The 26,057-nt window shown below is 62.2% G+C and carries 22 protein-coding genes and 3 pseudogenes; all 25 read left to right on the plus strand.

The window, feature by feature from the left end; translation table 11 throughout:
• Nucleotide 1: 1 nt before the first annotated feature.
• Nucleotides 2-127 (plus strand): annotated as a pseudogene (locus NKJ11_RS01740) (ferredoxin); the annotation flags it as partial.
• 168 nt (nucleotides 128-295) lie between these two features.
• Nucleotides 296-1,138, plus strand: coding sequence for an SDR family oxidoreductase (locus tag NKJ11_RS01745; RefSeq protein ID WP_352792614.1), 843 nt, complete (start codon nucleotides 296-298; stop codon nucleotides 1,136-1,138).
• On the plus strand, nucleotides 1,138-2,481 hold the full coding sequence (locus tag NKJ11_RS01750; protein WP_352792557.1) for a cytochrome P450: 1,344 nt from the start codon (nucleotides 1,138-1,140) through the stop codon (nucleotides 2,479-2,481). Before NKJ11_RS01745 ends, NKJ11_RS01750 begins: the two co-directional genes overlap by 1 nt.
• 147 nt (nucleotides 2,482-2,628) lie before the next feature.
• A complete protein-coding gene (locus tag NKJ11_RS01755; RefSeq protein WP_352792558.1) occupies nucleotides 2,629-3,618 on the plus strand; it encodes a polyprenyl synthetase family protein in 990 nt (329 codons plus the stop codon).
• A gap of 176 nt (nucleotides 3,619-3,794) precedes the next feature.
• Nucleotides 3,795-5,312 (plus strand): hypothetical protein, encoded by a 1,518-nt coding sequence (locus NKJ11_RS01760; RefSeq protein WP_502905780.1) that lies wholly within the window; start codon nucleotides 3,795-3,797, stop codon nucleotides 5,310-5,312.
• Complete coding sequence (locus NKJ11_RS01765; RefSeq protein ID WP_352792561.1) at nucleotides 5,309-6,211, plus strand: terpene synthase family protein; 903 nt, start codon at nucleotides 5,309-5,311, stop codon at nucleotides 6,209-6,211. The genes NKJ11_RS01760 and NKJ11_RS01765 overlap by 4 nt, the downstream gene beginning before the upstream one ends.
• A gap of 28 nt (nucleotides 6,212-6,239) precedes the next feature.
• Nucleotides 6,240-7,343 carry a type 2 isopentenyl-diphosphate Delta-isomerase gene (gene fni, locus NKJ11_RS01770; protein WP_502905781.1) on the plus strand — a complete coding sequence of 368 codons (1,104 nt, stop codon included), beginning with the start codon at nucleotides 6,240-6,242 and terminating at the stop codon, nucleotides 7,341-7,343.
• A 584-nt stretch (nucleotides 7,344-7,927) separates the two neighbouring features.
• Nucleotides 7,928-8,254, plus strand: a complete 327-nt coding sequence (locus NKJ11_RS01775; protein WP_352792562.1) for a helix-turn-helix domain-containing protein — start codon at nucleotides 7,928-7,930, stop codon at nucleotides 8,252-8,254.
• Nucleotides 8,229-9,485, plus strand: a complete 1,257-nt coding sequence (locus NKJ11_RS01780) for a type II toxin-antitoxin system HipA family toxin (RefSeq protein ID WP_352792563.1) — start codon at nucleotides 8,229-8,231, stop codon at nucleotides 9,483-9,485. The genes NKJ11_RS01775 and NKJ11_RS01780 overlap by 26 nt, the downstream gene beginning before the upstream one ends.
• 461 nt (nucleotides 9,486-9,946) lie before the next feature.
• On the plus strand, nucleotides 9,947-10,840 hold the full coding sequence (nifH, locus tag NKJ11_RS01785; RefSeq protein WP_352657338.1) for a nitrogenase iron protein: 894 nt from the start codon (nucleotides 9,947-9,949) through the stop codon (nucleotides 10,838-10,840).
• A gap of 98 nt (nucleotides 10,841-10,938) precedes the next feature.
• Nucleotides 10,939-12,441 (plus strand): nitrogenase molybdenum-iron protein alpha chain, encoded by a 1,503-nt coding sequence (gene nifD, locus NKJ11_RS01790; RefSeq protein ID WP_352792564.1) that lies wholly within the window; start codon nucleotides 10,939-10,941, stop codon nucleotides 12,439-12,441.
• A 125-nt stretch (nucleotides 12,442-12,566) separates the two neighbouring features.
• The gene (nifK, locus tag NKJ11_RS01795; protein WP_352792566.1) at nucleotides 12,567-14,108 is read left to right on the plus strand and encodes a nitrogenase molybdenum-iron protein subunit beta; all 1,542 of its coding nucleotides are present in this window, start codon (nucleotides 12,567-12,569) and stop codon (nucleotides 14,106-14,108) included.
• A gap of 63 nt (nucleotides 14,109-14,171) precedes the next feature.
• On the plus strand, nucleotides 14,172-15,662 hold the full coding sequence (gene nifE, locus NKJ11_RS01800; RefSeq protein WP_352792567.1) for a nitrogenase iron-molybdenum cofactor biosynthesis protein NifE: 1,491 nt from the start codon (nucleotides 14,172-14,174) through the stop codon (nucleotides 15,660-15,662).
• Between the two features lie 9 nt (nucleotides 15,663-15,671).
• A complete protein-coding gene (gene nifN, locus NKJ11_RS01805) occupies nucleotides 15,672-17,054 on the plus strand; it encodes a nitrogenase iron-molybdenum cofactor biosynthesis protein NifN (RefSeq protein ID WP_352792569.1) in 1,383 nt (460 codons plus the stop codon).
• Nucleotides 17,020-17,517 carry a nitrogen fixation protein NifX gene (nifX, locus tag NKJ11_RS01810; protein WP_352792570.1) on the plus strand — a complete coding sequence of 166 codons (498 nt, stop codon included), beginning with the start codon at nucleotides 17,020-17,022 and terminating at the stop codon, nucleotides 17,515-17,517. The genes nifN and nifX overlap by 35 nt, the downstream gene beginning before the upstream one ends.
• Before the next feature lie 17 nt (nucleotides 17,518-17,534).
• Nucleotides 17,535-18,014, plus strand: a complete 480-nt coding sequence (locus tag NKJ11_RS01815; RefSeq protein ID WP_352566278.1) for a NifX-associated nitrogen fixation protein — start codon at nucleotides 17,535-17,537, stop codon at nucleotides 18,012-18,014.
• A 27-nt stretch (nucleotides 18,015-18,041) separates the two neighbouring features.
• Nucleotides 18,042-18,827, plus strand: coding sequence for a winged helix-turn-helix transcriptional regulator (locus NKJ11_RS01820; protein WP_352535979.1), 786 nt, complete (start codon nucleotides 18,042-18,044; stop codon nucleotides 18,825-18,827).
• A 102-nt stretch (nucleotides 18,828-18,929) separates the two neighbouring features.
• Entirely contained in the window at nucleotides 18,930-19,817 is an 888-nt protein-coding gene (locus NKJ11_RS01825) for a universal stress protein (RefSeq protein WP_352792571.1), read from the plus strand.
• A gap of 739 nt (nucleotides 19,818-20,556) precedes the next feature.
• Nucleotides 20,557-20,751: a FixH family protein gene (locus NKJ11_RS33800; RefSeq protein ID WP_502895865.1), complete on the plus strand. Its 195-nt coding sequence runs from the start codon at nucleotides 20,557-20,559 to the stop codon at nucleotides 20,749-20,751.
• A 415-nt stretch (nucleotides 20,752-21,166) separates the two neighbouring features.
• Entirely contained in the window at nucleotides 21,167-22,336 is a 1,170-nt protein-coding gene (locus tag NKJ11_RS01835) for a TlpA disulfide reductase family protein (RefSeq protein ID WP_352792572.1), read from the plus strand.
• A 336-nt stretch (nucleotides 22,337-22,672) separates the two neighbouring features.
• Nucleotides 22,673-23,138, plus strand: a pseudogene (locus NKJ11_RS01840) (NifX-associated nitrogen fixation protein).
• A 38-nt stretch (nucleotides 23,139-23,176) separates the two neighbouring features.
• Complete coding sequence (locus NKJ11_RS01845) at nucleotides 23,177-23,365, plus strand: CCE_0567 family metalloprotein (RefSeq protein ID WP_352792573.1); 189 nt, start codon at nucleotides 23,177-23,179, stop codon at nucleotides 23,363-23,365.
• Nucleotides 23,362-23,679, plus strand: coding sequence for a ferredoxin III, nif-specific (gene fdxB, locus NKJ11_RS01850; RefSeq protein ID WP_352792574.1), 318 nt, complete (start codon nucleotides 23,362-23,364; stop codon nucleotides 23,677-23,679). Before NKJ11_RS01845 ends, fdxB begins: the two co-directional genes overlap by 4 nt.
• A 28-nt stretch (nucleotides 23,680-23,707) precedes the next feature.
• A complete protein-coding gene (locus tag NKJ11_RS01855; protein WP_352792575.1) occupies nucleotides 23,708-24,031 on the plus strand; it encodes an exopolysaccharide production repressor protein in 324 nt (107 codons plus the stop codon).
• An 11-nt stretch (nucleotides 24,032-24,042) separates the two neighbouring features.
• Nucleotides 24,043-26,010: pseudogene (locus NKJ11_RS01860) on the plus strand (GcvT family protein); the annotation flags it as partial.
• Between the last annotated feature and the right edge of the window lie 47 nt (nucleotides 26,011-26,057).

Genomic DNA, 26,057 nt, shown 5'->3' on the forward strand with positions numbered 1-26,057 from the left:
GATGCGCGTCGTAGTCGATCAGGATCTGTGCGGAACGACCGGGCAGTGCGTGCTGACGCTGCCGGGCACCTTTCGCCAGCGCGAACCGGACGGCGTGGCCGAAGTGTGCGTGGCGACGGTCCCGCAGGCGCTGCACGCCGCCGTGCGGCTTGCGGCCAACCAGTGCCCGGTCGCCGCCATTCGTGTCATCGAGAGCGACGCTGGCCATGACGAGCGCGCCAGCGCCGACCCTGCGCCTTCTCCGGTGGAGGCCGAGCGGCATGCTGCGAAAGACCAGTGCAATTCAGGAGACACGATGGGACGGTTTGAAGGCAAGGTGGCCGTGGTGACCGGCGCCGGCGCCGGCATCGGCAAGGCATGCGCTCTCGCCATCGCGCGCGGGGGCGGCAGAGTGGTGGTGGCCGACATTGATGGCTCGGCGGCCATCGCCTGCACCGCGCAGATCGCGGCCGAAGCAGGCCACGCGCTGCCCATAGCCATGGATATCGCTGATGAGCAGGCGGTGGCAGCGCTGTTCGAGACGGCGGAGCGGCACTTCGGGGGGGTCGACCTGCTGGTGAACAATGCGAGCGCCATGCATCTGACCCCGCGCGACCGCGCCATCCTCGACCTGGACCTGGCGGTATGGGATCAGACCATGGCGACCAATCTGCGCGGCACGCTGCTCTGCTGCCGGCAGGCCATCCCACGGATGATCGCCCGCGGCGGTGGCGCGATCGTCAACATGTCGTCGTGCCAGGGGCTCAGCGGTGACACGGCGCAGACGTCCTACGCCGCGTCGAAGGCGGCGATGAACATGCTGTCGGCCTCGCTCGCCACCCAGTACGGTCACTCTCAGATCCGCTGCAACGCGGTTGCGCCGGGTCTTATCATGACCGAGCGTCTCCTCGCCAAGCTGGACGAGTGCATGCAACGGCATCTGCGCCGGCACCAGCTCCTGCCGCGCGTCGGCCGTCCCGAGGACGTTGCCGCACTCGTGGCGTTCCTGCTCTCCGACGATGCTGCGTTCATCACCGGCCAGGTCGTGTGCATCGACGGCGGCATGCTGGCGCATGTGCCGACATACGCCGACGGTGGCAACAGCTGCGCCGCGCGCCCTGCCGGCGACACCGAATCGGCGGCGGCGGCGCGCTGCTGATGGACATGCTGCTCAACCCGCTGAACCGTCGGCACCGGCTGCGGTGCGACATCCCGGTCATGCCTGGCGCTTTCCCCCTGGTCGGGCATCTTCCCGCCATTGTCTGCGACCTGCCGCGGCTGCTGCAGCGAGCAGAACGGACGCTGGGCAGCCACTTCTGGCTGGATTTCGGCCCTGCCGGACATCTGATGACCTGTGTGGATCCGGACGCTTTCTCACTGCTCAAGCACAAGGACGTGTCCTCGGCGCTGATCGAAGAGATCGCGCCCGAATTGCTTGGCGGAACGTTGGTTGCCCTGGACGGCGGCGCGCACCGGCAGGCGCGCGATGCCATCAAGGCAGCGTTCTTGCCCAAGGGACTGACCCAGGCCGGGATCGGCGACCTGTTCGCGCCCGTCATCCAGGCGCGGGTGCAGGCGTGGCGCGCCCGCGGCGAGGTAACCATCCTGCGCGAAACCGGGGACCTGATGCTGAAGCTCATCTTCAGCCTCATGGGAATCCCCGCGCAGGATCTGCCGGGATGGCATCGCAAGTACCGGCAATTGCTGCAATTGATCGTAGCCCCCCCGGTCGACCTGCCCGGACTGCCCTTGCGGCGCGGCCGTGCCGCCCGCGACTGGATCGACGCGCAGTTGCGCCGGTTCGTCCGCGATGCGCGCGCGCATGCCGCGCGCACCGGGCTGATTAACGACATGGTGAGCGCCTTCGACCGCAGCGACGGTCCGCTCTCCGATGACGTCCTGATCGCGAATATTCGCTTGCTGCTGCTTGCCGGTCACGACACCACTGCCTCGACGATGGCCTGGATTGTGATCGAGCTGGCGCGGCAGCCTGTGCTGTGGGACGCCCTGGTCGAGGAGGCGCAACGCGTGGGCGCGGTGCCGACCCTGCACGCGGACCTGGCGCAGTGTCCGGTCGCCGAGGCGCTGTTTCGCGAGACACTGCGCCTGCATCCGGCGACCACGCTCCTGCCGCGTCGCGCGCTGCAGGAATTGCAACTCGGCCAACGGCGCATTCCCGCGGGCACCCATCTATGCATCCCGCTGCTGCATTTCTCGACCTCGGCGCTGCTGCACGAGGCGCCTGATCAGTTCCGCCTGGCGCGGTGGCTGCTACGCACGGAGCCGATCCGGCCGGTTGACATGCTGCAGTTCGGTACCGGCCCACACGTCTGCATCGGCTACCACCTGGTATGGCTGGAAATGGTGCAGTTCTGCATCGCCTTGGCGCTGACCATGCACAAGGCCGGGGTGCGGCCGCAGTTGCTGAGCGACGTCGAAAAGGGCCGGCGCTATTACCCGACCGCACATCCGTCAATGAAAATTCGAATAGGCTTTTCATGAGCTGGCATCGCATGCCCTGTGTGGCAAGGCAGCGGCGCCGGCGGGGCGCGGCATTGCTGCACTCAGCGCACGCACTCGTGTGACGCCGGCAACACCGTGACGACTTGCGCTCGCCGTGGCCGTCTCAGCTACAAGGACATCAACAACATGCAGACCGGTTCCACTCCACGCGACCGAATTGGCGTTTCCGCATTCGGCGGATTGGGCGCGCAGGCGCGCGGCGCCTCTGGCGGGCTGCTCCCGGAGATCTGGATGCAGGACGGCGCAAAGCGGGTCGAACAGGCTCTGGGGCGTCTGCTCTGCGCCGAAGACGACGGTAAGACAGAGCTGATGGCGGCCATGCGCTACGCCACCTTGCATGGCGGGAAGCGCACCCGCGCCTTGCTCTGTCTGGCTGCCGGCGCACTGGCGGGCACGCCGGCGCACATGCTCGACGACGTCTGCGCCGCCATCGAGATGATGCACGCCTGTACCCTGGTCCACGACGACCTGCCCGCGATGGACGACGACGTGCTTCGCCGCGGCCTTCCGACCGTGCACGTAAAGTTTGGCGAAGCCACTGCGATCCTGGTCGGCGATGCGCTGCAGGCCCACGCCTTCCTCACCCTGGCGAGCCTGGATGCGCCGGGCGACAACCGTATCGCGCTCGTGCGCGAACTGGCGCGGGCGGTGTCCGCCGAGGGTGCCGCAGGCGGGCAGGCCATCGATCTGTCGTTGGTCGGAAAGCCTGCCGGGCTGGACAGGATCCTGGCGATGCATGGGATGAAAACCGGAGCGCTAGTGCGCGCGTCGGTTCGCATGGGCGCGCTATACTCCATCGCGGAGGATGCCGCGCACGCTGCGCTGTATAATGCGCTCGATCGCTACACCGCCTGTTTCGGCCTGGCTTTGCAGGTGGCCGACGACATTCTCGACGCGACGGCGGATACCGCGACTCTTGGCAAGACCCCCGGCAAGGACGCGGCGGCGCAGAAGCCGACCTGCGCGTCGATCATGGGGCTGCAGGCTGCGCGCCAGTTCGCCCTGTACTTGTTGCACGACGCCGGGGAGGCCATCGCCCCTCTGGGGCCGCGTGCGGAAGGGTTGGCGCAGATGCTGCAGCGGGCCAACCTCTATCTGTCCGCGCCATACGCATGAGCGTGCGCATCCGTAAGGACTCGCCCCTGTGCTGCTGCGATCGGCCGGCGGGCGCTGCATGCTGCGCTGTGTCCGTGTCGGCGGCGACGTGCGCGGCGTCTGCCCGTTTCTGTTCTCGTTAGCCTTCTGCAGAAGGAACATCCCGCGTGAACTTGTCCGAACAGATCCTTTCCGAAATGCGCCACCTGCTGAGCGATATGAGCGACGGCGGCAGTGTCGGTCCGTCCGTCTACGATACGGCGCGAGCTCTGCAGTTCCACGGCAACGTCACCGGTCGGCAGGACGCATACGCGTGGCTCATCGCGCAGCAACAGGCCGATGGCGGATGGGGAAGTGCGGACTTCCCGCTGTTTCGCCATGCGCCTACCTGGGCGGCGTTGCTGGCATTGCAGCGTGCCGATCCTCTTCCTGGCGCTGCCGACGCAGTCCACGCTGCAACCCGGTTCCTCGAGCGCCAGCCCGATCCCTACGCGCATGCGGTGCCGGAAGACGCGCCCATCGGCGCGGAGCTGATCCTGCAGCAGTTGTGGGACGAGGCCGCATCCTTGCTGGGTGGCGTGGCGTTTCCGCGCCACCCGGCGCTGTTGCCGTTGCGGCAAGCACGCCTGGCCAAGCTGGGGGCAGTTGGGACGTTGCCGAGCGGCCATCCATTGCTGCACTCCTGGGAAGCCTGGGGGACGTCGCCGGCCACCGCATGCCCGGACGACGACGGCAGCATTGGCATCAGTCCAGCGGCCACCGCCGCGTGGCGTGCGCACGCCGTGACACAGGGAAGAACGCCGCACGTCGGGCGCACCGACGGGTATCTGCAGGCTGCATCGCGGGCAACGCGCACCGGCATTGAAGGTGTCGTTCCCAACGTCTGGCCGATCAATGTGTTCGAGCCATGCTGGTCGCTGTACACCCTGCATCTGGCCGGTCTGTTCGCGCATCCCGCGCTCGCCGAGGCGGTGCAAGTGATCATCGCGCAACTCGACGCCCGCCTCGGAGTCCGCGGTCTGGGCCCTGCCTTGCACTTCGCGGCCGATGCGGACGACACCGCCGTTGCGTTGTGCGTCCTTCGCCTTGCAGGCCGCGACCCGGCGGCCGACGCGTTGCGCCAGTTCGACACCGGCGAGCTGTTCGTCACCTTCCCGGGCGAGCGCAATGCCTCGGTGTCGACCAACATCCATGCCCTGCATGCGTTGCGAATCTTGGGAAAACCCGCGGCCGGCACCAGCGCCTACGTCCAGGCCAATCGCAACGCCCACGGTGTATGGGACAACGAAAAATGGCACGTTTCGTGGCTGTATCCAACCGCGCATGCGGTCGCTGCGCTCGCGCAAGGCAACCCCCACTGGCGCGACGAGCGCGCGCTGGCCGGGCTGCTGCGGACGCAGCGCGACGACGGCGGCTGGGGCGCTGGTCGCGCGTCCACATTCGAGGAAACCGCGTATGCGCTGTTCGCGTTCCACGTGATGGACGGGAGCGAAGAGCCGGCAGGGCGCCGGAGCATTGCGCAGGCGGTGGCGCGTGCGCTCAAGTGGATGCTCGCCCGCCACGCAGCGCACGCACTGCCCCAGACACCGCTGTGGATCGGCAAGGAACTGTATTGCCCCACTCGGGTGGTGCGCGTGGCCGAACTCGCCGGGTTGTGGCTGGCGCTTCGTTGGGGGCGGCACGTCTCGGCCGAGGGAGCAGGAGCGGGGCCATGATCCAGACCGATCGCGCGCTGCAGCAGGTGCTGGAGTGGGGGCGTTCCCTGACCGGGTTCGCCGACGAGCATGCCATAGAAGCGGTCAGGGGCGGCCAGTACATCCTGCAGCGCATCCAGCCGAGCCTGCGCGACACCAGCGCCCGCACCGGCCGCGATCCGCTGGACGAAACGCTGATCGTGGCGTTCTATCGCGAACTGGCGCTGCTCTTCTGGCTCGACGATTGTAACGACCTTGGCCTGATCGCGCCGGAGCAGCTCGCCGCGGTGGAGCAGGCGCTGGGGCAGGGTGTGCCGTGCGCGCTTCCCGGATTCGAGGGCTGTGCTGTGCTGCGCACTTCGCTCGCCGCGCTCGCCTACGATCGTCGCGACTATGCTCAGCTTCTCCACGATACCCGGTGCTACTGCGCGGCGCTGCGCGCCGGACACGCGCAGGCGGCAGGGGCGCAGCGCTGGTCCTACGCCGAGTACTTGCACAACGGCATCGATTCGATCGCCTACACGAACGTGTTCTGTTGCCTGTCCTTGCTGTGGGGGCTGGACATGGCGACCTTGCGCGCGCGTCCGGCGTTTCGCCAGGTTCTGCGGCTCATCTCCGCGATAGGGCGCTTGCAGAACGACCTGCATGGACGCGAAAAGGATAGATCGGCCGGCGAGGCCGACAACGCGGCGATCCTGCTGCTGCAGCGCTATCCGGCCATGCCTGTGGTGGAGTTCCTCAACGACGAGCTGGCCGGCCACACACGCATGCTGCACCGGGTGATGGCGCAAGAACGCTTTCCCCCGCCGTGGGGACCGCTGATCGAAGCCATGGCGGCCATCCGCGCGCAGTACTACGAGACCTCAACCAGTCGCTACCGCAGCGACGCTGCGGGCGGAGGCGAGCGTGCGCCGGCCTGAACGCGCGGGAGACGGCGGCGTCCGCGCGCTGCCGTCGGTCCGATCCGACGCAACGCCCTCGCCCGATGACGCGGAAGGAGCGAGCATCAGCGACACCAACCTGAGCCGGCGCAAGGACGACCACCTGGACATCGTGCTGGATCGGCGAACGGCACGGGCCAAGGCCGCTGGCTGGGAGTACATTCGTTTCGAACACTGTGCATTGCCTGAGTTGGACCTGACGCAGATCGACCTCAGCGCCTCGCTGCTGGGCAAGACCATGCGCGCGCCTCTGCTGATCAGCTCCATGACCGGCGGCATGCCACGTGCCGAGGCCATTAACCGCCATCTGAGCGAGGCAGCGCAAGCCTTGGGGATCGCCATGTGCGTCGGTTCGCAGCGCGTGAGCCTGCAATCCCGCAACTCCCAGGGGCTGACGCGCGCGCTGCGCCGCCTGGCCCCAGACGTTCCCTTGCTGGCCAATATCGGCGCCGCGCAACTGCGTCAGCCCGACGGCCTGGACCTTGCCCGCCGGGCGGTGGATGCACTGGAGGCCGATGGACTCATCGTCCATCTCAATCCGCTGCAGGAAGCAGTACAGCCGGAGGGCGACCGCGACTGGCGCGGCGTCCTGGCGCAGATCGCTCGCGCCGCGCGCAGCGTCGGCGTGCCGATCGTAGCCAAGGAAGTGGGGTCGGGCCTGTCCGCCTCGGTGGCCTGTGCGCTCGTCGAGGCGGGCGTGGCGGTGATCGATGTCGCCGGCGCCGGCGGCACCAACTGGGCCGCGGTGGAGGGCGAGCGCGCTCCCGATGCCGCCGACCGCGCAGTGGCAATGGCATTCGCGGATTGGGGGATTGCGACCCCGGCCAGCGTGCAGGCGGTACGTCGGGCGCTGCCAGCGGTGAAGCTGATCGCGTCGGGCGGGATCAGCGACGGCGTCGACGTGGCCAAGGCCATCCGCTTGGGCGCGGACATCGCCGGGCAGGCAGCCGGCGTGCTGCGCGCGGCTACGCAATCCAGCGAGGCGGTTGTCGCGCATTTCGAGATCGTTATCCGCCAGTTGGCCGTCGCCTGCTTCTGCACCGGCTCGGCTGATCTGGTGGCGTTGCGTCAGGCGCGCTTGTTGCCCTCGGCGCACCTGCCCACCGGTTGACGCCGGCGGCGCCCGTACGTGCGGCGGGCGCTAGTCTTACTGAGTGAGAAAGTCTCGGAAGCGGGAGGATTGCCTGGTCGCGGGGTTGTTCGGGTGCTGCATCGTGATCGGGGAGGCACCCCGCCATGCCCCGAACGGACAGCCGAGAGTAAAGCGGTATTCGACGGCTATGTCGATGCTTGATCAGGGTGACCGGTCACGCAGAGCGAGAAGCCCCTAAAAGGGTCGGAACACCAGGTGCGGCGGGAGACCGGCAGGAGCAGATGGTACAAAGCCATTGCCATCAAGGAGTGGCGATCACATTGACCCCCAGTCAGCGCGGCCGGCCGTATGAACCAGAAGAGACGAGCGATTTCAGCCGCCGGACCTCTTGATTTAACATTCCGATGTTTCGGAGCGCTGATCGGGCGTCAGCTTCGGACGGCCTCCACGGTCGGGGGACGCTAAGGCAGGAAGATTGATCTCTTTGCGTATCATTGTACCTATGGTAGATATGCTAACAGATCATAAGTTGTTGACTCGATCGCTGGATAAGATACCCTGCCATATCATCGTGCATTGAAATGGGTCGTATACGTATCATAATGGACTCTCAATCAGATATTCTGCGCGAAATCGGCGGGCTTTTCAGGCAGGCGAGGCTGGCCGCTGCCATGACGCAGGAGCAGGTCGCTCATTTGGCGGGTATATCCCGTCCCCGATATCGCGACATCGAAACGGGAGCCGCAGCCGCGCGTGCAACAACGCTCATGAATATCGCTCGCGCGCTCGGCCTGGAAATGATGCTGGTTCCGCAATTCATGGTGCCGGCTGTCCAGGCTCTATTGCGTCCGCATGATGATGACGATCGACCCGCCTTTGTTTCTCAACCTGACGATGACGATCATGGCCCCAGTCTTTCGCGCACCTAAGACGATCCCGTCGCTCGACGTGCTCTTGAACGCAGTGAAGATCGGCACAATCGTCAGGACGCCGGGCGATTTCAATGCATTCAACTTCGATGAGGCCTACCGCGCGACGGGCGGCTTTCCGGTTCTCAGCCTGTCGTTCCGGGCAGCGACGGGAGGATTGCGGAAAGATCCGAAGCCTCTGGCAAGCGCCTTGCCCGTTTTCTTCGCGAACCTCCTGCCGGAGGAGAAATTGCGCGAGGCGATGGAAAGGCACCACGAAGGCAATGTGCGGCCAGGCAATGACTTCGATCTTTTAGCGGCATTAGGCGCCGATCTGCCGGGAGCCGTACGGGCGTTGCCTAGTGACGGCGCGATAGCGGTTTCGCAGGATGCTTCAAAGGATCAGCCCAAGGCACGATTCTCGCTTGCCGGCGTGCAGATGAAGCTGTCGGTCATGAAGAACATTGGAAAAGGCGGCGGCCTTACCTTGCCGATGGACGACGAGCAGGGCCGGTACATTGCCAAGTTCCCTTCGACGGCCTTTGCGGGCGTTTCCGAGAACGAATTCGCAAACCTGGCGCTGGCAGCAGCAATCGGCATGGACGTTCCTGAATGCGAACTGGTCGAGAAGTCCGATTTTGAGGGCGTTCCCGAAGAATTCAACACGTCATCTGACGGCAAGGTCCTTCTCGTCAAACGCTTCGATCGCGGCGCCGGTGGCGAGAGGATACACATCGAGGATTTCGCTCAGGTCTTCGGTGTCTACCCCTCGCGCAAATATGAGGGAGCTGCTTATCACGACATCGCCTTGGCTCTTGGCGTAGCCGTCTCGCCTACGGCGGCTCTCGAGTTCGTCCGCCGCCTGGCACTGACCGTCATCACCGGCAATGGCGACATGCACCTGAAGAACTGGTCTTTGATCTATCCCGGTAAGGGCGACCAGCCGGCGCTTGCACCAATTTACGACCTCCTATCCACCGTGCCATATATTCCCGCCGACGCCATGGCGCTGTCGCTTGGAGGAGAGCGTTCGTTCAAGGCGCTAGCAGCACCGCGATGGAAAGCATTTGCGAACCGTGCACGGCTTCCGGAGCCAGCAGTCCTGAAGGCAGTGGTCGAGACGGTCAAACTCGTCAACGAACACTGGTGGCATCTGCCTGAGCGCGACCTTGTCGCAGCCAAAGTGCTCGAGCGGATCGACGGACATGTGAAGGCGATGACTCCGATACTGAACTCCTGCGCCGAGAAGTAAACCGAGTCCCTCGGGTTGATATAGCGGAACTATTCGCCCGTGTGGCCGTGGATCGGTGGTATGCTAGGATCGCGCCCAAAGTGGGCGGAGTGTCCACTTGGACACGCGTTCAGCAAGCACGTCAGCTCGCGGCACAGAAGAGTTCGCAGCATCCCGCAGAGGGTCGAGATGCTGTTCGGCCACCTCAATACAACGATGCGGTTCAACCGAATGCGGTGACTGAGGATCGCGATCCGACGCTTTGTGTCGCCAATGTCGCGTCCGCTACACGGGCTGTTCCGACGATCCTTTCTTGGAACTCAAGCTAAACCCCTGAAAAGCAACCATGAAATTATTCTTCGGTTGGATCAGCCAAATTGGCATGAGTCTTGAGATCCTTAGGTGCGAGGCGGCTAGAGCTGCCCGACCGGCATTCAAGTCGCGGCAGCCGCGATGAATGGGAACGAAGGAAGGAAAGCTACATGTCAGGTTTGCGTCAGATCGCCTTTTACGGCAAGGGCGGCATCGGCAAGTCCACCACCTCCCAAAATACGCTCGCCGCCCTGGTCGACCTCGGGCAGAGAATCCTCATCGTCGGCTGCGACCCCAAAGCCGACTCCACCCGCCTGATCCTGAACGCGAAGGCGCAGGATACGGTCCTGCATCTCGCGGCAGAGGAAGGTTCGGTGGAAGACCTGGAACTCGCGGACGTGCTCAAGGTCGGCTACAAAGGCATCAAATGCGTGGAGTCGGGCGGACCCGAGCCAGGTGTCGGCTGCGCCGGCCGCGGCGTGATCACCTCGATCAACTTCCTCGAGGAGAACGGCGCCTACGACGACGTCGACTATGTCTCCTACGACGTGCTCGGGGATGTGGTGTGTGGCGGTTTCGCGATGCCGATCCGCGAGAACAAGGCCCAGGAAATCTATATCGTCATGTCCGGCGAGATGATGGCGCTCTATGCCGCCAACAACATCGCCAAGGGTATCCTGAAATACGCCCATTCGGGCGGCGTGCGGCTCGGCGGCCTGATTTGCAACGAGCGCCAAACCGACCGCGAGCTCGACCTCGCCGAAGCGCTGGCTTCCAGGCTCAATTCCAAGCTTATCCACTTCGTGCCGCGCGACAACATCGTCCAGCACGCCGAGCTCAGGAAGATGTCTGTGATCCAGTATGCGCCGGACTCCAAGCAGGCCGGAGAATACAGGGCGCTGGCCGAGAAGATTCACGGGAATTCGGGCCAGGGCACCATCCCGACCCCGATCACCATGGAGGAGCTCGAGGACATGCTGCTCGACTTCGGCATCATGAAGACCGACGAGCAGATGCTTGCCGAGCTTCAGGGCAAGGAAGCGGCCAAGACTGCCGCACAGTAGCGACTGCTGCCGACATGAGGCGCCGCCTTACCTGGTGCGCCTTTCAAAGAACGGCGCCTCGTCGGTGAGGCGTCACCCTGAACCTTGAAAGGGGTCCCATGAGCCTCGAATACGAAAATGACGGTGCCCTCCATGCGAAGCTTATCGAGGAGGTGCTGTCGCAATATCCTGACAAGTCGGCGAAGCGCCGCAAAAAGCACCTCAGCGTTGCAAAGAGCGGCGACGAGGCTGGCGAGGAAAGCGAGGTCCTTTCCGAATGCGATGTCAAATCGAACATCAAGTCCATCCCCGGCGTGATGACGATTCGCGGCTGCGCCTATGCCGGCTCGAAAGGCGTGGTGTGGGGTCCAGTCAAGGATATGGTCCATATCTCGCACGGGCCGGTCGGCTGCGGGCAATATTCCTGGTCTCAACGCCGCAACTACTACGTCGGCACGACCGGCATCGACACGTTCGTCACGATGCAGTTCACCTCCGATTTCCAGGAGAAGGACATTGTTTTCGGCGGCGACAAGAAGCTCGAACGGATCATCGACGAGATCGAGGAACTGTTTCCGCTGAACAAGGGCATGACTGTGCAATCCGAATGCCCGATCGGCCTGATTGGCGACGACACGGAAGCCGTGTCCCGCAACAAGGCCAAGCAGCACGAAAAAACAATCGTGCCGGTGCGCTGCGAGGGCTTCCGCGGCGTGTCGCAATCCCTCGGCCACCACATCGCCAACGACGCGATCCGCGACTGGGTGTTCGAGAAAAAGGCCATCGAGTTCGAGGCCGGCCCGTACGATGTCAACGTGGTCGGCGACTACAATATCGGCGGCGACGCCTGGGCTTCGCGCATCCTGCTCGAAGAGATGGGTCTGCGGGTGGTCGGCAACTGGTCGGGCGACGCTACGCTGGCCGAAATAGAGCGAGCGCCAAAGGCGAAACTCAATCTCATCCATTGCTACAGGTCGATGAACTACATCTGCCGGCACATGGAGGAAAAGTATGGCATCGCCTGGATGGAGTACAATTTCTTCGGCCCCTCCCAGACTGAAGTCTCTCTGCGCAAGATAGCCAAGCACTTCGGGCCGGAAATCGAGGCCAAGGCCGAGGCGGTCATCGCCAAATACCGGCCGTTGATCGATGCCGTAATCGCCAAGTACCGGCCGCGCCTCGAAGGCAGGACGGTGATGCTCTATGTCGGCGGGCTGCGCCCCCGTCACGTCGTCACGGCATATGAGGACCTGGGCATGGTGATCGTCGGCACTGGCTACGAATTTGGCCATAACGACGACTATCAGCGCACCGGCCACTACGTGAAGAAGGGCACCCTGATCTATGACGACGTGACTGGTTACGAGCTGGAGAAGTTCATCGAAGGGATCCGTCCTGATCTCGTGGGCTCCGGCATCAAAGAAAAGTACCCGGTCCAGAAGATGGGCATACCGTTCCGTCAAATGCATTCCTGGGATTATTCCGGCCCGTATCACGGCTACGACGGCTTCGCCATCTTCGCCCGCGACATGGATCTGGCCATCAACAACCCGGTCTGGAACCTCTACGACGCCCCCTGGAAGAAAAAAGCCGAGCCGTCGGCGGCGATCGCAGCCGAATGAAACCCTGGCCTCCCGGAAGCCGGGAGGCCGTGAACGCCTGTGGCCGCTTGTCCGCGGGAGACCTGAAACGTTTCGACGTCCCTGTGCCGCCCTATGGCGGGCCAGATGGAAAGAGGTAACCACCCATGCCGCAGTCGGCTGAAAAAGTTCTCGACCACGCGCCCCTGTTCCGCGAGCCGGAATACAGGCAGATGCTAGCCGAGAAGAGGCTGAATTTCGAATGTCCTCACCCGGACCAGATCGTTACCGACCAAGGCGAATTCACCAAGACGTGGGAATACCGCGAAAAGAACCTTGCTCGCGAGGCGCTTGTCGTGAACCCCGCCAAGGCCTGCCAGCCGCTCGGCGCGGTGTTCGCGGCCGCAGGCTTCGAGCGAACCATGTCCTTCGTCCACGGCAGCCAGGGCTGCGTGGCCTACTACCGCTCGCACCTGTCGCGCCATTTCAAGGAGCCTGCTTCGGCGGTTTCCTCCTCGATGACCGAGGACGCGGCAGTGTTCGGCGGCCTGAAGAACATGGTCGACGGGCTCGCCAACACGTACCAACTTTACGACCCAAAGATGATCGCCGTGTCGACCACTTGTATGGCGGAGGTCATTGGCGACGACCTGCACAGCTTCATCGAGAACGCCAAGGACGAAGGCTCGGTCCCGCGCGACTTCGACGTGCCCTTCGCCCACACGCCGGCCTTTGTCGGCAGCCATGTCGACGGCTATGACGTTGCGGTCAAGGGCATTTTGGAGCATTTCTGGAAGGGCGAGGAGCGAACTGAAGCCGAGGGAACCATCAACATCATTCCGGGCTTCGACGGGTTCTGTGTCGGCAACAACCGGGAACTCAAGCGCCTGCTCGATCTGATAGGCGTGTCCTATACCTTCATCCAAGACGCCTCTGACCAGTTCGACACGCCGTCCGACGGCGAATACCGCATGTATGACGGCGGCACGAAGATCGAAGACGTGAGGAAGGCACTCAACGCCGAGGCGACACTTTCGCTACAGCATTACAACACCCGAAAAACACTGGAGTATTGCGAGGGAGTAGGGCAGGCGACTGCCTCGTTTCATTACCCGCTTGGAGTCCAGGCGACCGACGACTTGCTGATGGAGGTCTCCGCGATTTCCGGCAAGCAAATCCCCGAGGCAATCCGCCTTGAGCGCGGTCGACTTGTTGACGCCATGGCCGACAGCCAATCCTGGCTGCACGGCAAGAAATACGCCATCTACGGCGATCCTGACTTTGTCTATGCCATGGCCCGCTTCATCATGGAGACGGGCGGCGAGCCCACCCATTGCCTCGCCACCAACGGCACCTCGGCATGGGAAGCGGAGTTGAAGGAGCTGCTTGCATCATCGCCCTTCGGCAAGGGTGCTCAAGTCTGGGCGGGCAAGGACCTCTGGGCGATGCGCTCACTGCTCTTCACGGAGCCGGTGGACCTGTTGATCGGCAACTCCTACGGCAAGTATCTGGAGCGCGACACGGGCACGCCGCTGATCCGGCTGACGTTTCCGATCTTCGACCGCCACCATCACCATCGGTTTGCGCTCATGGGCTACCAAGGCGGATTGCGCGTCCTGACGACGATCCTCGACAAGATCTTCGACAAGCTCGATCGCGAGACAAGCGAGACGGGCGTGACGGACTATTCGTATGACCTTACCCGCTAAGCATGGCGGCCGGCTCTTCGGTTAGGCCGGTCGTCTTCTCGAGGGACTTTGGAGACTGACGCAATGTCCTCGCTCAGAGCGAAAATCCAGGATGTCTTCAACGAGCCTGCCTGCGAAAACAACCGCGGCAAGGATGCCAAGGCGCGCAAGGAGGGCTGTTCCAAACCACTGACCCCCGGAGCGGCGGCCGGTGGCTGTGCCTTCGATGGCGCCAAGATCGTACTGCAGCCGATCGCCGACGTCGCACACCTGGTCCATGGGCCGCTCGCCTGCGAGGGCAATTCCTGGGACAACCGCGGTGCGGCTTCGTCCGGGCCAACGCTGTGGCGCACAAGCTTCACGACCGACCTCACCGAACTCGATGTTGTGATGGGGCAGGGCGAGCGCAAGCTTTTCAAAGCGATCCGCGAGATCAAGGAAGCGTATGGGCCGCCGGCGATCTTCGTCTATTCGACCTGCGTGACGGCGCTGATCGGCGACGACATCGAGGCTGTCTGCAAGCGCGCGGCGGCAAAGTTCGACTTGGCCGTTGTACCGGTCAATGCGCCGGGCTTCGTCGGTTCCAAGAATCTCGGCAACAAGCTTGCCGGCGAGGCGTTGCTCGAGCATGTCATCGGCGCGGTCGAGCCCGACGATGCCGGCCCTTACGACATCAACATTCTTGGCGAATTCAACCTCTCGGGCGAATTCTGGCTGGTGAAGCCGCTGCTGGATCGGCTCGGGATCCGGGTGCGCGCCTGCATTCCAGGTGACGCACGTTACTTGGACATTGCCGGCGCGCACCGCGCCCGGGCGGCTATGATGGTGTGCTCGACCGCGCTCATCAATCTGGCACGCAAGATGGACGAGCGATGGGACATCCCATTCTTCGAAGGCTCCTTCTACGGCATCACCGATACCTCGGATGCACTCCGGAACATAGCTGAGCTGCTCGTGAAGCAGGGTGCTGATCCGGAGATCCTCGGCCGCACCGAGGCATTGATTGCAGAGGAGGAGGCGATCGCTTGGAAGAAGCTCGCTGCCTACCGGCCGAGGCTCGAAGGCAAGCGCGTGCTGCTCAACACCGGCGGCGTGAAGTCCTGGTCGGTCGTCCATGCGCTGATGGAGATCGGCATCGAGATCGTCGGCACCTCTGTCAAGAAGTCGACCGTCGAAGACAAGGAACGCATCAAGCAGATCCTCAAGAACGACAACCACATGTTCGAGCAGATGGCGCCGCGCGAGCTTTACGCCATGCTCTCGGAACGCAAGGCCGATATACTGCTGTCGGGCGGGCGCACGCAGTTCATCGCGCTGAAGGCCAAGACACCCTGGCTCGATATCAACCAGGAGCGCCAACATCCTTACGCCGGCTATCACGGCATGGTGGAACTCGTACGCCAGATCGACCTCGCTATTCATAACCCGATCTGGCGCCAGGTGCGGGAACCGGCACCATGGGATTGCCAGCCTGCGGTGAGGCAGGAACTGCCGCGCACGAAAAACAAGACCGCGACCTTGCATGCTGTCCAGGAATTCGCCGGCACGACGGCCGGCAATTTCGGCGAGTGTTGAGGAAAGCAGATGGTCCGCATCCTTCCCCAGACCAAAGCGGCGGCGGTCAATCCGCTGAAGTCATCGCAGCCATTGGGTGCCGCCTTGGCCTTTCTTGGCGTCGACGGCGCGATGCCATTGTTCCACGGCAGCCAGGGGTGCACCAGCTTCGCGCTCGTGCTGTTCGTGCGACATTTCAAGGAAGCGATCCCCTTGCAGACGACGGCGATGGACGAGGTGGCGACGATCCTCGGCGGGGCAGACCATCTGGAAGAGGCGATCCTCAATCTTAAGGCCCGCACAAAGCCAACGCTGATCGGGGTCTGCACCACGGCGCTGGTGGAAACCCGGGGCGAAGACTCCGCAGGCGATATCGCCAATATCAGGCTGAAGCGCAGGGAAGAACTCGCAGGTACGGAGGTGGTGCTGGCCAACACACCGGATTTCGACGGCGCGATCGAAGAGGGCTGGGCCAAGGCTGTCACCGCGATGATCGAAAGGATTACGCGGCCCGGCGAGCAGGCGCGGCAGTCCAACAAGATCGTGATCCTGCCTGGCTGGAACCTCACTGTGGCTGATATCGAGCATTTGCGTGAGATGATTGAAAGCTTTGGACTCAAACCGGTGATTCTTCCGGACGTCTCCGGCTCGCTCGACGGTACGGTGCCCGACCGCTGGATCACGACCACCTATGGCGGCACCAGCGTCGAGGATATCCGCGAGCTTGGCACGGCTGTGCAATGCGTCGCCATCGGTGAGCATATGCGCCGCCCGGCCGAGCTGCTGCAGAGGTTGACCGGCGTGCCTTACGTGCTGTTCCGGTCGCTGACTGGATTGAAGGACGCCGACCGGTTCGTCTCGCTTCTCTGTGCGATTTCGGGCGCGGCGGCGCCGGCTGGGGTGCGCCGTCGGCGGGCGCAGTTGCAGGACGCGTTGCTCGACGGACATTTCCACTTTGGAGGCAAGAAAATTGCGATCGCTGCTGAACCAGACCAACTCTACCAACTCGCGAGCTTCTTCATCGCTATGGGCTCCGAAATCGCGGCGGCGGTCACAACGGCCGCTATGTCGAAAATTCTGGAGGAAGTACCGGCGCAGTCGGTTCAAATCGGCGACCTCGGCGATTTGGAAGCTCTCGGTGCCGGCGCTGATCTTCTCGTTACTCATTCCCACGGTCGCCAGGCGGCGCAGCGTCTCGGCATTCCGCTCATGCGGGTCGGCTTCCCGATCTTCGACCGGCTCGGGGCCCAGAACAAGCTCACAATCCTCTACCAGGGGACCCGCGACCTGATCTTCGAGGTTGCCAACATTTTTGAAGCCAACCGGCGCGCGCCGACGCCTGAGGCGTTTGATCCACTCCTTACGCGAGAAATGCCAGATGAGCTCCGTTCGTCGCCTCTCGCTCGTCACTGACGAGGTTCACGCACCGAAGCCGGAACGCCAAGCCGGCGCATTGCGCGTGGCAATCGCCACGCAGGACATGAAGAACCTCAACGCCCATTTCGGGTCGGCCAGGCGCTTTGCTGTCTACGACGTGATGCGCGAGGAGTGGAATCTCGTCGAAGCCGTGGCCTTTGACGACGTTTCCGACGAGAGCGGGAAGCACCGAACTGAGGGCGATGACCGCATCACCCCGAAGGTGGAGGCGCTGAAGGGCTGTCATCTGCTGTTTTGTCTGGCGATCGGCGGACCTTCGGCAGCCAAACTTGTTTCCGCAAAGATCCATCCGATCAAAGTGCCGCAGCCCCAGACCATCCAGGAGGTGCTGTTGCGCACGCAAATGATGCTCAGGACGTGTCCTCCCCCTTGGCTGCGCAAGGTGCTGGCGCAGGCAGGTGTCGCTAAACAGAAACCCTCCTTCGAGGACGAGGACTGAAATGAGGAGAAGGCGAAATGTCTGACGCCGAGGTTAGCCCTGCCGCCACCGAGGACGAGGCGGCCCTTGCCACCCCGTTCGTCAAATGCCTCGTGCGGCTGATCCGTGCCAATGATTCCCACGGGTCATGGGAAGGCAAATCCGACGCCGAGCTGCTGGGCGACTTCATCATCACCAGGGAACAGCGCCGTGCAATTCCAATCATCGGCGATCCCGATCCGGACGTGCTGTGGAGGCTCGATAAGTTCTACACCGCCGTCGGGCTTGCAATTGAGGAGCGCACGGGCCTGATGGCATCGCCGATGATGGAGATGAGCCATGAGGGCTTCGGGCGCGTGCTCTTCACGGCCGGGCGGTTGGTCGTTCTGTCAAAGACCCTGCGCGACGTCCACCGGTTCGGCTTCGAGACGTTCTGGAAACTGGCCGCGGCCGGTACCAAACTGGCCGGCGATGCGACCGCAGCCATTGAGGCTCATCCCGAGGTGGCGCGGGCGTGATGGAACCGATTTTCGATCGCGGGGATCATGTCAGGCCTTGAGGACATGCGATGGCCAGCCCTCTCAATCGAGGCGGTCGAGGCCGATGTGGTTCTTGGGGTAGCGCTGATGAAGCCAGTGGTACTGATCTGTTCGCAAGATGCGGAGTTGTATCTGTTCCTCAGCCACATTCTGGGGGTGGACGGCTTCACGAGTGAGCCGGCAGGCGGCGTCAAGGAAGCACTTGCATTGGCCGATCAACGGGAGCTCCAGGCGGTCGTGCTGGACTGCGGGCCATCAAGCGCGGCAGGCTCCACAATCTGCGCCCGGTTCAAGGGGGAGCCCCGGACCGGCCGCCTGCCCGTCATTGCGTTGATCGCGCCCGGCGCCGAGAACCAGCACCTCGATCTCTTGAAGGCAGGTATTGACGAGAGCTTTGTGCGGCCCTTCGCACCGGCCAAGCTGCTTGACTGTCTACGCACGAAGCTGGCGCTGCCACAGCCGGGTTCAAACGGGATAAAAAACGGCAGCTGGCTCTGTTGCGGCAGCCTTGAGATGAAGCTCGATGCTCACCGGGTTCGAGGTAATGGCCACGACATCCATCTCGGACCTCTCGAATTCAACCTGCTGCGGCAATTTCTTGAGGCTCCCGGCAAGGTCTTCAGCCGAGACGAGCTGATCGACGCGGCTTGGCCGGACAATATCCATATCGGTGAACGCACTGTCGACGTCCATATCAGCCGGATCAGAAAGGCGCTGAAGGCGGCCTCGCCAGGTAGCGTCATTCGTACTGTCAGGTCTGCCGGCTACTCGCTCGAGAAGCCGGACGACTGAATAGCGAACGGATGGTGTGCCACTGTCCATCTTCGTTTTGGAACGCAAGTCTTGCGGCTTCGAAACGCGCTACGGGCGCGACATACTCAGGGGAGCAGTCAGATGGCCTTCAAAAGCCTACTCAGTGTAGCGGGAGCTGACCACTCCGATCGTGACGTCAGAACAGCTGCAAGCTTGTGCGCCGAAGTCGGCGCACATTTGTCCGTCCTGATCATGTCGCCTCCGCCGCTCGTTGTGTCGCCTTCGCTGCTAGGCGATGGCATCCCCGAGTGGCCTAGACAACGCGCACACGCCATTGCCGCAGGGGAAAAACCCTACAGGCCAATTGAGAGATTTTCACAGGACGCGGCCAGTCTGGAAAAAACGTCTAGGCAAATTCACAAACTGCTGAGAGCCACGTGGCGGTGCTATGATGTCGATGTTGTCAACTGCGATCAGGCCAGCGTCGGTGACGCAGTGCGAGCGCGGGCGCTCTGCAACGACGTGACAATCGTCGGCCCCGCACTTCTCAACGACATTAACGTCGGTCCCCTTGTTATCAACGGCAGCCTGTTCGACACCGGAAAGCCGGTGCTTGTCGTGCCGGAGGGCGCTGAGGCAACTCTGTGTCCACGGCGCGTGCTGGTCGGCTGGGATTCGCGAGTGGAGGCGTCCCGTTCGGTTCGGGAAGCGCTGAATCTGCTAGCCGGTGCTGAGGAAGTTCGTGTCGCACTCGTCGATCCGGAGACGACCTGCGCCGGAAACGGCGCTGAGCCGGGAGCCGACATCGCTGCCTATCTCACTCGGCACGGTGCTCGGGTGTCCGTTGACCTGCTGGCGAGCGCCGGAAAATCGGCAGCCACGGTGCTCGCGCAGCACGCAATCGACACGTCTGCCGACATGATAGTCATGGGCGCTTATGGCAATCGCCGGCTGCGCGAGCGGCTCTTCGGCGGTGTGACGAGATCGATAGTTGGGAAGCCGTCATTGCCGTTGTTTTTGGCTCGCTGACGGGTTCCAAAGCAGCACCGATGTTGTTCGAAGCTCTACTCGCCTGGGTCACCTATCCTGATGCCAAGTCGGAGAAAGGCCGCGGCAACGCGAAGCTCCTCGAGCAACTTGTAAGCGCCGTCGCGAAGAACATTCACCGGAGGCCTCTAACGCGCGCTCGGGGTCTGCTCGCCGAGAAAATCCGTAACGCGCAGACCAACGGCCGGGCAGAGGCCCAGGCGTCCTCGATGCGCTCAAAACACCGATACTCGGGTCGGCGTCAGGTCGAGAAAGAGAGTCGTTTCAGCGCGGCAGGCCGCGTTCGGACCGTGGCCCCATCGTATTGGTGTTATCACCATTTCCCTCACCACTGGCCGGGAGCTGAACACCGCAACGACCGTGCAGCGGCCAAGGCACCGACCTTCGAGTCGGACGGTCGGGCTCTTGCCGGTGTCGGGGGGGAATTGATAGCATCAATAACGTTACCATCGTCTGGGATGGTAGCCGGCTTAGCGGCGAGGACGGCGGCCGCATCTTCAGCGTTTTCAGTCTGCCCGGCCCACCGCGTGGCGACCGAGCGGCCTTAAGGCTGGTCAATTCCGACAACGCTCACATTCGCACCAGGCGGTCCCTGTAGCGCCTGAGCACAGGGAACACAGAAAATATCGGCACAAAGCAGGAACCCCGGAGAGCTCACCGGCCGCACACGCCGGCACTCATCCTGGCCTTTTTCGCCAGGATCATAATCTTCGAGCTGACGATGGCGGTATTGGCGAGCCGAAGCTGGACCGGCTTCGTCGTGAAAAATTCCCATGTCGCCAGCCAGGAATTCAATCGCAAGGCGGGCGAGGGGGCACAGGCCGCGCTCGGATGGAGCAGCCTTTGCAATCGCAAGTGGCGAGATCCGCACCGCCTGAGGGACCGGAACGGCAAGACGCTCAAGCCGGTGGCTTGAAGCGGACGATGATGACGGGCCTGGCGGCAGCCAACGCAGTCATGATGTCCATCTGCTCGGTCCCTCAGCCCGAATACATGTTGAGTCGTCCGTGGCCAGGCTTTCGTGCCGGCCCGAAGCGCCAGATGCGTGTCCAAAACCGGACAGCGGCAGAAAACATGTCGCGTCCAATACAACCGGCTATCTTGGGCACCCGGACGTTTTCAAAGTGGAATCAAGCATTTACTGCGCGCTTAGCGCGTTGGCACGGCCTTTGCGATTTGAGAGTCAGCAACACTGAGTGAAGGCTGACTGCACGCAGATGCGCAAGACGAGCGATGCTCTCCCTTCCTTGAACCCTCGTGCCCCGTCTCAAAGAGGGAACAAGCTCGCGCATAAGGTCACCCAACCTTTGGCAACAGCTTTGGAGAGCAACATGGTAGTGCAGCTGGGGTCACCGGCTCCTTCGATCAAAGTGGAGGACTGGCTGCGTGGCGAGCCCCTTGCGAACTTCCAGCCCGGCAAAGTCTATATCGTCGAATTTTGGGCAACTTGGTGCGAACTATGCATGGCGGAGATGCTCGATCTGATGCGGCTCCAGGAAAAATACAGGGACAGCGGACTTGAGGTCGTCGGCGTCGCGGCTAATGAAGACGCTCCAACGGCCGTTGAGGGTCGCACTAAGTTGGACGCGTGGTTGACCGAAAAGTGCTCCCATCTGAGCTATCGGATCGCGTTCGACCACACAGGTGAAATGAACAAGCTTTGGATGAAACCCAGCTTTTCCGCCGGGATCCCGACTTCGTACGTGGTCGACCGAGACGGCCATATCGCCTTTATCGGTCATCCCAGCCAACTCGATGAGGTTTTGCCGGAAGTGCTCAACGGCAGCTGGCGCATCAGCGATAAAGCTAAAGCCGCCGATACGGAGCGGATCGCCACAAGCGAACCCATGGCGCGCAAACAAGCGTTGAAGCAGCCGATCGATGACAGATTCTGGGCGGCCGTCAAGTTAGAAGATTGGAAGACGGCGCTCTGGGCGATCGAAGAGGGCATCGCTTTGATGCCCGACGACATCAATTTCCGCCTCGCTCATGCGCACCTGTTGCTTCACAAAATACAAGATATGTGGACCGGCTTGCCCGTTATGCACGAATTCGTGCGCGACGCGATCGACAAGAACTCCCAGGATTGGATGGTTTCGGCGCTAGACCAGCTTTTCCATCCGGCCAATGACCATTCGCGCCTTCCCCCCGCTGAGCGCTTCGCGATGGGCAAGGAGCTGTCCGAACACATTCTGGCACTGAATCCCCCGCAAGGCGACAGCCCTAAGTTCCGGTCTTATCCCGCGGTCGCCCGGTACTATTACGAGAACGGCAACAACGATCGCGCGATCGAGTTGGTCGAACTGGCACTGCAGTCGCTGGACGGTCCGGAGCCTGTCCCGGACGAATTGAAAGAGCACCTTCTATCGGATTTGCTGCAGGCCCTCGCCACCTACAGGGGTGTGAAGGTTTGTTACGGCGCTCTCTGTGCGGCTCCGCAAAACAATTTCCCGAAGGTGCCAAAGCGCGGTCGGCCGAGGAGAAAAAACAAAAAGGGTTGATTGGTCGAAATGGGATTACTGGCCAATTCGTCCATTTCTCTGGTGTGGCCGCAGCAAGGAGGGTCCATGCAGCACTTGGTCGATTGTTTGCAGCAGGATCGAAGCTCGAATCTTCATGACCTGTGGCCGCATTGCGGCGGAAATAATGTTCGATGCGAGTTCGCCTGGAAAACCTCGCAGTCGAGGAGGTGTTCAAGGTCGGCCACGGGGACATCAATTGCGTGGAATCGGCCGCCCCGAGCCGGGCGTCGGCTGCGCAAGGGTGCCCGAAGTAGGCGTCCCCGAAAACAGGCAGCGTGCTTCGAGGAAGAGGACTGAAATTGAGGAGAAGGCGAAATGTCTGACACCGCGATCAGCCCTGCCGAGGACGAGGGGGCGCTTGCCACGCCTTTTGTCAGATGCCTCGTGCGGCTGATCCGTGCTCAAGACTCCTACGGCTCGTAGGAAGGCAAATCGGACGCCACGCTGCTGGCCGACTTCATCGTCACCAGAAAACAGCGCCCTGGGATGCCCGTCATCGACGATCCCGATCCTGACGTGCTGTGGAGGCTCGACATGTTCTAAACCGCCATCGGGCTCGCGATCGAGGAGCGCTCCGGCCTGATGACATCGGCAATGATGGAGATGAAATTCACGAGGATTAGGGGCCGCATGCTTTCCACGGCCGGGCAGTTGGTCGTTCTGGCAAGACGTTCATCGGTTCGGCTTCGAGATGCTCCGGAAACTGGCTGACGCCGGTGCGAAACTGATCGACGATGCGACCGTAGCCACTGAAGCCGGTCCCGGTGTGGCGCCGGCGTGATGAAACCGATTTCGAGGAAGGGTTTATGTCAAAGCTAGATGAATGGGAAGAAAGTCCGAAAGCTTCAGCTGCGCGCGGCAATTGCCAAGATGAAATTGCGCGACCTTGCAGAAGATCTCCCGGGAAAATGGACGGCGATAGAGGAAGTTGCCGAGGAAACGTCGGCCGTTTTTGCCGAGTTGGATGGTGCCAAGAGAGAGCTCGCTGCAATGAAGAAGTTACGATGAGGAGCACATTCACCACCCGCGACGGCTCCGGATGGATGCCGGAATATCTCACCGCCATAGACGGCACGACCTGCATCGGCTGCGGCCGCTGTTTCAAAGTCTGCTCTCGCGAGGTCATGCATCTTTACGGCGTCGATGACGCGGGTGAAATCCTCGGCGCCTGCGGCGGCGAAGACGACGATTTCGACGGCGAGCTCAATCGCATGATCATGGTCGTCGACCATGCCGGCCGCTGCATTGGCTGCGGAGCCTGCGGCCGCGTCTGCCCGAAGAACTGCCAGACCCATGTTGCGGCCGACCAGGTCGCAGCATGATCTGAGGAGACAAACCAGGAGAACGGCGTTGCCCTTAAAAATCTTTTGTCGCATCCTGGGGCTGGTCCTCTGCAGCAACGCTCTGATTGTCTACTTCGCTTCTCATTCCATCCGCACAGTAGTCGTCACGACGCTGGCTTGTTCGTTGCTCCTTCAGTTGGCGTATTTCGCAAGCGTGCTCTTTCTGATCTGGCGGTCTGGCTGCGCGAGCGGAGCTGGCCAAATGACTGAGCATTTCGGCAGTTGCAAGGAAGTTGGATCCGAGCCGCCAGACCTCGATGAGATAGCGAATGAATCCGCAGATTTGCTCCAGCGCGATCAAATGCTGGCCATATCGCTGCTGCTGCCTTGAGGCGCCATGACAAGGTCAGCGCTCAAGCCGGCGCAGACTTTGGACCAAATAAAGTTGAGGTTACAGCCGTCCATGACCGTGACGGCCGAGTGACAGGTGTTTCCTGGGCGCAAGACAGTGAGCAGGGAACCATCGCGGCCGAACATGTTGTCAATTGCGGTGGCATGTGGGGTCGCGATCTTGCAGCACGCTCCGGCGTCACCCTGCCCCTGCACGCCTGTGAGCATTTCTACATTGTCACTGAAGCGCTTGACGGCCTCGCACGTCTTCCAGTGCTGCGAGTTCCCGACGAGTGCGCCTATTACAAGGAAGACGCCGGCAAGATGTTGCTCGGCGCGTTCGAACCAAAGGCCAAGCCGTGGGGTATGGGGGGCATCAGCGAGGATTTCTGTTTCGACCAATTACCGGAGGATTTTGAGCACTTCGAGCCGATTCTCGAAAAGACTGTGAACCGCTTGCCAATGCTGGAGACGGCAGGAATCCATACGTTCTTCAACGGGCCCGAAAGCTTCACGCCTGACGACCGCTACTATCTCGGTGAAGCACCTGAATCAAAGGGCTATTGAGTTGCTGCCGGCTACAACTCTATCGGGATAGTGTCGTCAGGCGGCGCCGGCATGGCCCTTGCGCAATGGATGAACGACGGCGAGCCACCGTTTGACCTTTGGGACGTCGACATCCGGCGAGCACAGCCGTTCCAAAAAAACCGGCTTTACCTCAAGGACCGCGTGTCTGAGACGCTTGGCCTTCTTTATGCGGATCACTTCCCTTATCGGCAGATGGCAACCTCCAGGGGAGTGCGCCGGTCGCCTTTGCATGAACATCTGAAGGCCCGTGGGGCCGTCTTTGGCGAAGTCGCGGGCTGCGAAGGTGCCAACTGGTTCGCCAACGAAGGCCAGGAAAGAGAATATCGTTACAGCTGGAGGCGGCAGAACTGGTTTGAGAACCAGCGGGAAGAACACCTCGCCGTCCGCAACGGCGTTGGCCTCTTCGACATGACATCCTTTGGCAAGATCCGCATCGAGGGGAGGGATGCGCTGACCTTCCTGCAGCGCGCGTGTGCCAATCAGATGGACGTCGCCCCAGGCCGGATCGCCTATACGCAAATGCTGAATGAACGAGGTGGCGTTGAAAGGGATCTGACAGTCACCCGACTGTCGGAAACGGTCTTCCTCGCCGTCGTTCCCGGAGCCACCCTGCAACGCGACCTTTCCTGGATGCGCAAACACCTGCAAGAGGGAGAGTTCGTCGTTATGACCGATTTGACCGCAGCAGAGTCCGTGCTTGTCGTTATGGGGCCGAAGGCGCGCGAGGTCCTGACCCGCTTCAGCCCCAATGATTTCTCCAATGAAAGCTTTCCGTTTGGCACAGCTCAGGAGATCGAGGCAGGGATGGGCCTCGCTCGGGCTCATCGCGTCACCTATGTCGGGGAACTGGGCTGGGAACTCTACGTCTCTAGCGACCAAGCGGCCCACGTGTTCGAAGCCATCGAGGAGGCTGGCCGGGAATGCGGCCTCAAGATGTGAGGCTTACATGCACTCGACAGCTGCCGGATTGAGAAAGGGTTTCGCCATTTTGGCGATGATATCACCGACGAAGATCACGTCATCGAGGCGGGACTCGGTTTCGCTGTTAAGGCCAACAAAGGCGCTTTCATCGGCCGTGAGGCCGTTTTGCGGAAGCGTGAGGCGGGGCTAAAGCGCCGCTTGCTCCAGTTTCGTCTGCGGGATCCCGAACCCCTGATCTTCCACAATGAAGCGCTTGTTCGCGACGGAAAGATCGTCTCGATCATCACGTCGGGCAACTACGGTCATTATCTCGGCGGGGCTATAGGCATGGGATATGTGCCCTGTGCGGGGGAAATCGAGGCCGATGTGTTGGGTGCTAGTTATGAAATAGAGATCGCCGAAAAGCGCTATCCGGCCGACGCGTCGCTTCGTCCGATGTATGATCCGACAGCCGAGCGGACGAAAATGTAGTGGCGCCTGGCGGTGGCCGCTATCCGAGCACTTGCAGCTTGGCTCCT

Origin of the sequence: Mesorhizobium sp. M0243 (assembly GCF_040321775.1) — a bacterium.
Classification (GTDB): domain Bacteria; phylum Pseudomonadota; class Alphaproteobacteria; order Rhizobiales; family Rhizobiaceae; genus Mesorhizobium.